Source organism: Deltaproteobacteria bacterium (assembly GCA_030654105.1).
GTDB lineage: Bacteria > Desulfobacterota > SM23-61 > SM23-61 > SM23-61 > JAHJQK01.
In genome coordinates this window covers 1-8,585 of the sequence record JAURYC010000098.1, presented here as the reverse complement: position 1 = coordinate 8,585, position 8,585 = coordinate 1, and the positions used below count along the sequence as shown (strand labels likewise).

Annotated in this window: 12 protein-coding genes; all 12 read right to left on the bottom strand. The window is 45.6% G+C overall.

Annotated elements, in window-relative coordinates; genetic code table 11:
- The coding region (locus Q7V48_03760) for a hypothetical protein (GenBank protein MDO9209851.1) at positions 1–266 on the bottom strand (266 nt) is incomplete at its 3' end.
- Positions 263–1,384, bottom strand: coding sequence for a restriction endonuclease subunit S (locus tag Q7V48_03755; GenBank protein MDO9209850.1), 1,122 nt, complete (start codon positions 1,382–1,384; stop codon positions 263–265). The genes Q7V48_03755 and Q7V48_03760, both read right to left, overlap by 4 nt.
- A 2-nt stretch (positions 1,385–1,386) precedes the next feature.
- Positions 1,387–2,937, bottom strand: coding sequence for a class I SAM-dependent DNA methyltransferase (locus tag Q7V48_03750; GenBank protein MDO9209849.1), 1,551 nt, complete (start codon positions 2,935–2,937; stop codon positions 1,387–1,389).
- Positions 2,938–3,377: 440 nt separating this feature from the next.
- Positions 3,378–3,797: a winged helix-turn-helix transcriptional regulator gene (locus Q7V48_03745; protein MDO9209848.1), complete on the bottom strand. Its 420-nt coding sequence runs from the start codon at positions 3,795–3,797 to the stop codon at positions 3,378–3,380.
- Positions 3,798–4,258: 461 nt separating this feature from the next.
- On the bottom strand, positions 4,259–4,891 hold the full coding sequence (locus Q7V48_03740; protein ID MDO9209847.1) for a hypothetical protein: 633 nt from the start codon (positions 4,889–4,891) through the stop codon (positions 4,259–4,261).
- Between the two features lie 184 nt (positions 4,892–5,075).
- Entirely contained in the window at positions 5,076–5,849 is a 774-nt protein-coding gene (locus tag Q7V48_03735) for a DUF1828 domain-containing protein (protein MDO9209846.1), read from the bottom strand.
- Positions 5,850–5,851: 2 nt separating this feature from the next.
- Positions 5,852–6,019 (bottom strand): hypothetical protein, encoded by a 168-nt coding sequence (locus tag Q7V48_03730; protein ID MDO9209845.1) that lies wholly within the window; start codon positions 6,017–6,019, stop codon positions 5,852–5,854.
- Between the two features lie 150 nt (positions 6,020–6,169).
- The gene (locus Q7V48_03725) at positions 6,170–6,526 is read right to left on the bottom strand and encodes a hypothetical protein (protein ID MDO9209844.1); all 357 of its coding nucleotides are present in this window, start codon (positions 6,524–6,526) and stop codon (positions 6,170–6,172) included.
- A gap of 19 nt (positions 6,527–6,545) precedes the next feature.
- Positions 6,546–6,755, bottom strand: coding sequence for a hypothetical protein (locus Q7V48_03720; GenBank protein MDO9209843.1), 210 nt, complete (start codon positions 6,753–6,755; stop codon positions 6,546–6,548).
- Positions 6,756–6,902: 147 nt separating this feature from the next.
- Positions 6,903–7,325 carry a hypothetical protein gene (locus Q7V48_03715; protein ID MDO9209842.1) on the bottom strand — a complete coding sequence of 141 codons (423 nt, stop codon included), beginning with the start codon at positions 7,323–7,325 and terminating at the stop codon, positions 6,903–6,905.
- On the bottom strand, positions 7,322–8,005 hold the full coding sequence (locus Q7V48_03710) for a hypothetical protein (GenBank protein MDO9209841.1): 684 nt from the start codon (positions 8,003–8,005) through the stop codon (positions 7,322–7,324). Before Q7V48_03710 ends, Q7V48_03715 begins: the two co-directional genes overlap by 4 nt.
- Positions 7,998–8,585 (bottom strand): TIGR04255 family protein (locus tag Q7V48_03705; GenBank protein ID MDO9209840.1); only part of this gene is annotated, 588 nt, incomplete at its 5' end. The genes Q7V48_03705 and Q7V48_03710, both read right to left, overlap by 8 nt.

Here is an 8,585-nt window from a genome sequence, read left to right as displayed (position 1 = left end):
CTGAGCCGGGAACGGTCACGGGTCAATTCCTCACAAGCGAGGTTATATGCTTCGGGAGGAAGGTCGGGGTTTAGGCGCTTGAAAGCAATACGAAGGCGAGATTGGAGGATGATTTCTGATTGATTGTCCCGGCCGAGGGTGCCGGAGGGGCCGAGGGTTTCATGGAGTGCGTTGATATGATTCCATCCAAGCCCTTTCAACAGTTCGATGGCAGGCTGTTCGATGAGTTCTTGCTCGGAATATGAAGAGCCGCCTTTGGGTGTCATGCGTTGGCCTCAGGGATAGTGATGTCCAGTTCTGAAACATCCAGTTCGCCGGAGATAAGTTTAGGGAGGAGAAGGTTACGGGTCTTATAAAGAACGTCATTTTTTTCAGACAATACTCGCATCTGCCGGAAAAAGGGCTCACACAATTCGTGAAACAATATGAGCGTTGTGGATGATGGAACAATGACTTGGATTCCCGAAAGGCTCTCCAAGGTAATCTGGGGTTGAGCAGTTCCACCAATGCAGTCATTCAATCCTCTGTTCCCTAAAAGAAAATATCCATATTCAAAAGATTTGTTATCAAAATCAAAAAAGAAAGAGTTATTGGTGATGAACGATTTGGGTCGTGTAATCGTAACTTGTCCACAACTGCCACGACATCCTGTTATAATCGTCGGTCTCTCACGATTAAATTCTTTGTATCTTCCAATAACCTTGGCTGCTCCATATACTAAATAGGGGGCAGATTCTTCCATCATTGCCTTGGGAAGTGTTTTACCATACTTGACATCCACCCAATCCAAGAGGTTCTTTACACCCCACCCCTCCGGTATCTTTCCCAAGGGCGAGTTTACCATCTTGACCTTCTGATGGCCGGGGAAGCGGAACTTGACGAACCACTCCCGATAAAGGGTCTGGGCCATCTCCTCCAATATCTTGATGCGTCGGAAATTATTCTCAATCAGGTCATCGTAGGTGGAAAGAATGGTGGCGATTTTTTGTTGGATCGGGACAAGGGGAACAGAAACAGGGATTAAATGGATGTGGTTTCGATTTAATGTTGGGTTAGATGCACCGCAGTCATACTGCTCCAATCGCATTGATTTAAGGAAATGATAGGCAAACTTAGGGTCATTCCCATGAAAATCTTTTACCCACAGGGTCGTGTCATGTGGCCAGAAGTCCTCATCTGAATAGAAGGCTGTTCCAAGTGTCCCTTTTCTTCCGATTATTACACCTGGCCCCTTTACTTGATATTTGGAATGAGTGCTGTTTGGGCCAGACGAAGAATATACCTTGTAAGGCCCGGCTTCCTGCTCTTTTTTAGTGATGTCAAACCCCCTTTGGAGGGTCACAAATTCTCCCAATAAAATAGATCTCCAACCTTTTTCTTGCATTGTTAACTTTCGAGAATTTGGATTGTGTTTATCGAAATAACTTCTTCCAACTGCCTTGCCTCAACATTCAGGGTTTCCAACTCCTCGTTCAACTCCTGCAATCGCTCCTTAAAGTCAAAGTCGTCTGCCTCCCCCTCAGCAACGCCAACATAGCGGCCCGGATTAAGGCTCCACCCTTGTGCCTCTATCTCCTTGATAGTGGCAACCTTGCAGAGGCCGGGGACATCCACATACTTCTTCTCAGGGAACTTTTCGGCCATCATCTTGGCGCTTCCGTGTTGGTTCTCTGGCTTCTCCCCTCGGTAGAGTCGGACGATATTTGCGAGGAACTCTATTTGCTCAGGTGTGAAGTCCCGGTGGGCACGGTCGATTTGTCGGTAGATGTGCCGGGCGTCAAGGAATAGCACTTTCTCCTGCCTTTCCGTCCCCTTCTTCCCCTTGTCGAGGAACCAGAGCATACAGGGCAGGGTGACGGTATAGAACATATTCGGCCCTACCGCAACCATCACGTCCACCGACCGGTCTTGGATGAGTTTCTTACGGATTTCCAATTCAGAAGCCCGTGCATCTGCCGCCGAGTTTGCCATGACGAAACCGGCTCTTCCGTTCTTGCTCAAGGCGCTGTAAAAAATCTGTATCCAGAGGTAATTGGCGTTATCGACCTTGGGCAGGCCAAAGGGGAATCTTGGGTCGTCCTTGAGCCGGTCTTTATCTACTCGGTCAACATTGAACGGAGGATTGGCGAGGAAAAAGTCGAACTTGCCGGGGCTGTTATGCAGATCTTCGTAATAGGTATTCCCCTGCCGGATGTCCCCAGCCAGCCCGTGAACGGCAAGGTTCATCTTGCAGAGCTTAACAGTTTCTGCTACCCGTTCCTGGCCGTAAATGCTGATCTCTGCCGAAGGATTTTTCTTATGGGTTTCGACGAACCTGGCGCTCTGGACGAACATACCGCCCGACCCACAGGCAGGGTCGAAGATTCGGCCATGAAAGGGCTCCAATATCTCAACGATGAGTTTGACGATGGCCGTTGGGGTGAAGAACTCCCCTCCTTTCTGACCCTCGGCCATGGCGAACTTGCCGAGGAAATATTCGTAGATTTTTCCGAAGGCGTCTCCCTCGATGTCCATGGGGATGGAAGCCATGATTTTCAGGAGTTCCACCAAGGAGGAGTTTTCCAGCCGGTTGAAGGTCTTGGGAAGGACATCCTTGAGGTCAGGGTTCTCGCCTTCGATGGCCCGCATGGCGTCATTGATGGCCTGTCCGATATTTGCTCCCTCGGGTTTCTGAAGGAGTTTCTGAAAGCGGGCGGCTTCAGGAAGGTAAAGAACACCTTTGGCCTGATAGTCGGATTTGCCCACCTGTCGGCGACCCGTTCCTTTTCCTTCAAGTTCCTTCTGGGCGACGGCGAACTTCTGATCCGCATACCTCAGGAAAATAAGGCCCAGAACAGGGATCGAATACTCCGAAGATTTGAGCTTTGAATTTGCCCGCATTTCGTCGGCAGCATCCCAAAGGCGTTTTTCGATTTGATTATTATTCCCGACGGCCATATCGCCTCCAATATCTCACAATCAGGGTAATTCCCTAAAGACAAGATAATCAGCGAAGCCTGAATTGAGAAAAAATTTAGGCGGCAACACCCAAAGAAGAGCCAAGATCGAATTCGTTGTAACCCTGAATCTTCCAGCCCGCCATTTTTAGCTGTCTGTCAATCTCTTTTCTTGCTTTTTCTTCAGGTTTCACGGGTCCACCAAAATCTTAAGAAGGAAGCTTTGTCCTTGTGATACTCTGGCGAAATGCCACCGCACTTACATTTTTGGTTTCAATGACCTAAAAAAGGAGAAGGAGGTTGATCCGGGGTCCTTCCTCCCTTGTCCCCTCCTCATTGTATTTCCCAGGCCAAACAAGCTCGGTCTTGGTAAATTCAATTTTGGCCATTATTCCCCTTTGTTTTCCGATAACCCTTGTCCCAAAGTCTGCTGTTATTAACTCATCCCTTTTTGATTACTTCCCAATATCCACCTTTAGCAGATCCAACCCGTTTGAGCAGACCGCTGTTTTTTAATCTGGAAATATTTTGTTCAATTTTTCTCTGAGAAATTCCGACTATCCCAGATAATTCTCTTGCTGATATTTTGGGGGTATGTAAAATATTCTCAATAATTTTCTTTTGGTTCTCGGTCAATTTTTCTCCGACTTTTTCTCCCAACTTATTTTTGATTTCTCTGATTTCCTTCTTGAGAAATGGCCTCGTAAAGCTGATTCTAAAGAACGTTTCATACTCTATTTCCTGCAAAGTCAGGCCGGCCGCAGCCATTGCTTCGTTCATTCTTTTTATACCGGTTCCCGCGCGTTCCCCTTTATCCAACTTAAAGAAGAGGTCAGCACTGTGTTCATCTAGATCCATCATTTTGCTGCACTCTTTCCTGTTAAGTGGTTTTTAGCCTTTGTATATTGGGCACCATTTTGTATGCTTATACCATACAATTGCATGGTTATTCCATACATGCAGGAAATAGTGCCTTAAATCCCCCAACTTCCTTTATTAAAGGGAGGGCGAGGGGGGAATTTTTATAGTTCGCGGGTTTCGCCGCAATCATGAACATTGGCTTCCAAACGGGTTAACCCGCTAAATGCTATTGTGCCATTTCGGTGCCCCGGCAATAACCCTGTATGTCGCACTCCTTACAGATTTTTACCTCTGGCACCCTTTGAATAATAAAATCCTTTTCCAAAATCTTTGTCACTACCTGATCAAAATATTTCCCTGCCTCCTTTACAAGTTTGGGACGATAGGGGAAGAGGATTGGGGGGAAGGTAAGGCAGGAAAATGGGCGCAGGGTCTTCAAGGGTTATCGATCTATCCCCTCTTCACTCTTCTCCTAAATCCACCCTCGCCGTGTAGTGAAATCCGTCAGGGCCAAATTGTCGTGTAAGGGTGGCAATGATTCTTTCCGAATCCGCCTGCGTTTCATTGGGTCCAGATATGTAGAGAGGCTTCCCATCTTTGCCGAATTCAAACTCCTTCGGACAGGTGGCAGGGTCTATGGAGCCAAAGATGCCCTTGATGGTTAAATAGTCTTTAGGGGAATGAAAACCGAGGCCTTCGGCATAGGCAACGGCATTTTCAATCAACTTTACAGTGCAGGCCGGTTCTGCATATTCTGCGCCTTCCTTTTGAACCATTTGTTCTATTCTTTGCGCGTATGCGCCCGGTGGAATGACGGCAAAAAAGCAATCTTTGACCCCCAGGCAATAGGTGTCTACTAAAAAGAAGGCCGCAGCGATATCCCCATTGAGCATCTTTCGGCTGATCACGATATTGCCGATTCCCTGGTCGTAAAGCACCCTGGGTATCAGGCACTCATGGAGGGGCATGCTGGCGGCAAAAGTAACCAGATTTCCTTGTCCAAAAATTTCCCTTCTTTTGTGGGCCATCGCCTTCTTGCGCTTGGCTGCCTTCCTGGCCAGTTTCTTCTGACGACTTCTTTCATCAAGAACCATGGGGCAAATCCTTTCTTATCTTCTCTTGCCAGACAGCGGAAGGATTGATTCTCCAATAATGCTTTTCCAGTTGGTGGCTATTTTGGCCAGAGCGGTTAATTCCGAACAGACTTCTCTCGCGACGCCTCGGCACTAATGGCCTTAATGGGTAGATAGTCCTCTATGAGCCGACGATCATCGCGGTTCATTGCATAGATTCTTCCAAAAATCTTTTTATCCGGTCGCGATTTGCAGCTAAACTTGAAAACTGCTTTTCGCATACATCAGTAAAACGGGCAAGGACTTTGCGATTGATTTGTTCTTGATCTTCAAAAATGGCGAGGGATCGGAAGGAGGCGCCCCATTTCTCAAACTGAAGTAAGGTTATAGTGGCATCTCTGGTCTTGTCATCATTTGGCAATGCCTGAACAAAGAGAGGACGAAGCATGCTATTAATCCGGCAATCGATCTGATATTTTCCTTCTGGATCATGCTTCCGATCAAACCAGTCGAACTCACGCCTATTTTCAGGGACTGACTCATCCATAAATGCTCTGAAATCCTCCATAAATGTCGAGCGAACCCTTTCCCGTGAAAGGTAAGTAACATCTGTAATCTTTAGGAGGGCTTGAACGAAGTTATACAAGGCGTCCCCATAGCGTTCATGCTGAATTGGAATAACGAGTTCTCCTTCCCTATCTTCGACGCTGAACATAGATAGTGCATTGGCAATGATCTTCTGCCGTGTCCCTTTCTGCAGGTCCTTTTCTTCGAGGTCATAAGTCAAGTGCATATAGGTGTGCCCTTCGTCGGAGATGACCCATCCTCCATTCCTTCTTTTCAGCACAATGGAGAGATGGTCCCCATCATCAAACATAAAGGGAGTAAAAACCACATAACGATCAATCCCTTCGGAGGAAAGGAAAAGCTTTTCGCTGACTTTCTTCTTGAAATCGTGTTCGATTTCTTTTAATCCCATTTTTACACCTCCTCAAAGAGTCGTCTCTGCGGCTCTATGGGAACTTGGAACCCGCAATCTTTTAGCATACATGGCAAGGCTTGGTTAAAATCTGAAAAAAGATCTGTTGGCAATAGCTTCTTTTCTTGAATAAAATCAGGTATTTCTTTGTCCGAAAGAATTATAGCCATTTAATCTCCTTGCGGCCCTTGATTCATTTTTGAAATCGCCTTTGCCGGAACTTTTAAAAAACCTTGCAGCCACAATCTCCTTTTTACCATGATCCAGTTTTTGGACCGGGGTCTGAACGAATATCGGTTTGCAGATCGGCAAAAACCAAGTTATTTCTCCTGCGAAGGCTTTTTCGTCTGTTCATTCAACAACTGCTGTAGGTTGGTAAAGGATTTGGCGGCTGATGAGCTTTCCAGGGCTTTGACCGCAATCTCCTGCACCTTCTGGTTGGCTTTTTCCAGAAACTGGGTGAGGCCGGCAATCTGGGCGCTCTGTTCTTTCACGGTTTTTTCCAGGGACTCGATCCGGGTGGTCAGGACATTCCGTTCGCCGATGAATTCTTTTTTCAGCAATTCTTCCTTGTTGTTGGCTTCCAGGCTCAATCTCTCCGTCGTTTCTTTAACCACCTTATTGACGGCAGCATCCCAAAGGCGTTTTTCAATCTGATTGTTGTTCCCAATGGCCATATCGCCTCCAACATCTCACTCAGGATAATTCCCTGTCTTTTGATACGATAGCCCCGACAGGGTTGCTATCAATAAAGACAAAGTAATCAGCGAAGCCTGAATTGAGAAAAAATTTAGGCGGCAACACCCAAAGAAGAGCCAAGATCGAATTCGTTGTAACCCTGAATCTTCCAGCCTGCCAGATTGAGGAAGCTAACAAACTCTTGCCAGGCTTTTTTTCAGGGTTCATCTGTTTTTTTCCGCCATTAGGAAACTATATCTTTGGGGCTGAAGGTTTTACCAATGATTGCCGGATAGGGATTGAAAAAATACAATTTCAATCTTGAGGGTAATTTAACAAATTGGAGGCAAGGAGTCAACGAGTGGATTAAAAAGACTAAGCGCGGGCGTTGTAAGTCTCCCGCACTGTTTCAAGAATCAGTTCAGCTATCAATTCATCATCTTCTCTTAAATTATATATTCCGCTGTGGGATGGATCTTCAGATTGCGGGTCATGGAGAACCTTAAGATTTCGCCTATCAGGGCTTTCATCTAAAACGTGGTTGCGAACCTCACCTACATTTAGGATGGCAATTTTTGCACGAGCTCCGACATTTAGTTTCGTCGCATAAATCGTTCGCAGCTGAGCAACTTCACTTTCTCTGCCGGAACAGTTAAGCAATTCAAGGCAATTGACTGCTAAGATTTCTTCTCCCGATCTCAACATGAAAGCAGTTGCTTGAATTTGCCCATCTGAAGTATGCGTAGATCTGCAGTATCGGGCAATGTGATGTTGATCAGGTATTTTATCACCCTTCATTCTGAGATCCAGCTCCACACTCCATGAGGGGCTACCGTTTCCTTCAGAATATCAGTCGTTGCAGTACCGGAAAGGCGAATTTGTTTTTCTGGATGCCTATCATTAGGCTTAAAAATAACAAAGCGAACATCTGCACTTGGCAGAAAATGCACACTAAACACTCGATTCTTCTTTGCCCTCCATGAGACATAGATATTATTATCAGGCGTTAAAGAAATACTTGGGCATTTTAGGTCGGTATGTAATTGGAAAAAATTATAAAAATTGCGAAGAGAGCCGAGAACAATCCCTATGCTCGTAGGATCGTCTTCTTTTGCATCATTTAATAATATAAGAAGTCTATCGGCCACTTCCCGACAAGAAATATAGGGCGACGTCCTAAGCTTAAAAATTATCTCTTGCAGTTGCTCTTCTTCGGTCTCAACCAAATCGGCTTGTGTAAATGGATCTTCGACCTTGAAATAACTACTTATATAATCATCGACGGTCCCTTGGCCGGCGGCTGGGGTCAGCAAATAGGGCCTTTTTTGCTGATATTGACCCCTTTCCACATTCCAAGCTCCGGAATATGGTTCCTCGCCTGTGGGATCGTCAGAAAGAAATCTATTGCCATATGCTGTGCTGGCCTTCCGTGAGGCCACAAGCCATCTATCATAAGTGAGCAAATCAATTTCAGGCATTGTCTTCTCGCTCCCAAAATAATCTTTGAACCTCAGGAGTTGTTAGATCAGTGAATCCTCGTACTATCCATTCATGGGCCATGTCAAACCATCTACGAATACCTTCTTTGCTCGTTGATTCCCCTATTCCTATCGCCTTCAACTCGAATACAAATAAAGGGGTTTTGTCAATAGTTCGTGTGGCCTGTTTCAGATTAACGATCAAACGTCCGCTTTTTTCCGGTAAAGAAAAGCTTGTATGCCAGGCAATGTTGATAGGATTAGGCAAAAACCGCCCCACTGTTTGCCTCCAAACGAAATCCGAAAATACTTTGGGGAGATCATCAATTGTATTCCATCCTTGATCCTTTGGGATGTGATTGATATAGCTTAGTTCACACTCAATTGGCTTGAGTTCGCCAAGTTCAAATTCATTAAAAAAATTTGAGACTGTATTCAGTACACTTTCAAAATTTTTGATGACATGGGGATATCGTGGATAAAGATTTTGCCTCCGTCGCCAATTGAAATAAAACCGGTCAAATTGAAACTGTACCAGTTGATCGTCCGAATTATTTATAAACCACACTCTTTGGAATGG

What these genes read in the sequence shown, in the direction of transcription:
- Q7V48_03750 (MDO9209849.1), bottom strand. Translation starts at nt 2,937, where the DNA reads ATGGCCGTCGGGAATAATAATCAAATCGAAAAACGCCTTTGGGATGCT.
- Q7V48_03730 (MDO9209845.1), bottom strand. Translation starts at nt 6,019, where the DNA reads ATGGCTATAATTCTTTCGGACAAAGAAATACCTGATTTTATTCAAGAA.
- Q7V48_03710 (MDO9209841.1), bottom strand. Translation starts at nt 8,005, where the DNA reads ATGCCTGAAATTGATTTGCTCACTTATGATAGATGGCTTGTGGCCTCA.
- Q7V48_03740 (MDO9209847.1), bottom strand. Translation starts at nt 4,891, where the DNA reads ATGGTTCTTGATGAAAGAAGTCGTCAGAAGAAACTGGCCAGGAAGGCA.
- Q7V48_03720 (MDO9209843.1), bottom strand. Translation starts at nt 6,755, where the DNA reads ATGAACCCTGAAAAAAAGCCTGGCAAGAGTTTGTTAGCTTCCTCAATC.
- Q7V48_03725 (MDO9209844.1), bottom strand. Translation starts at nt 6,526, where the DNA reads ATGGCCATTGGGAACAACAATCAGATTGAAAAACGCCTTTGGGATGCT.
- Q7V48_03745 (MDO9209848.1), bottom strand. Translation starts at nt 3,797, where the DNA reads ATGATGGATCTAGATGAACACAGTGCTGACCTCTTCTTTAAGTTGGAT.
- Q7V48_03755 (MDO9209850.1), bottom strand. Translation starts at nt 1,384, where the DNA reads ATGCAAGAAAAAGGTTGGAGATCTATTTTATTGGGAGAATTTGTGACC.
- Q7V48_03735 (MDO9209846.1), bottom strand. Translation starts at nt 5,849, where the DNA reads ATGGGATTAAAAGAAATCGAACACGATTTCAAGAAGAAAGTCAGCGAA.
- Q7V48_03715 (MDO9209842.1), bottom strand. Translation starts at nt 7,325, where the DNA reads ATGAAGGGTGATAAAATACCTGATCAACATCACATTGCCCGATACTGC.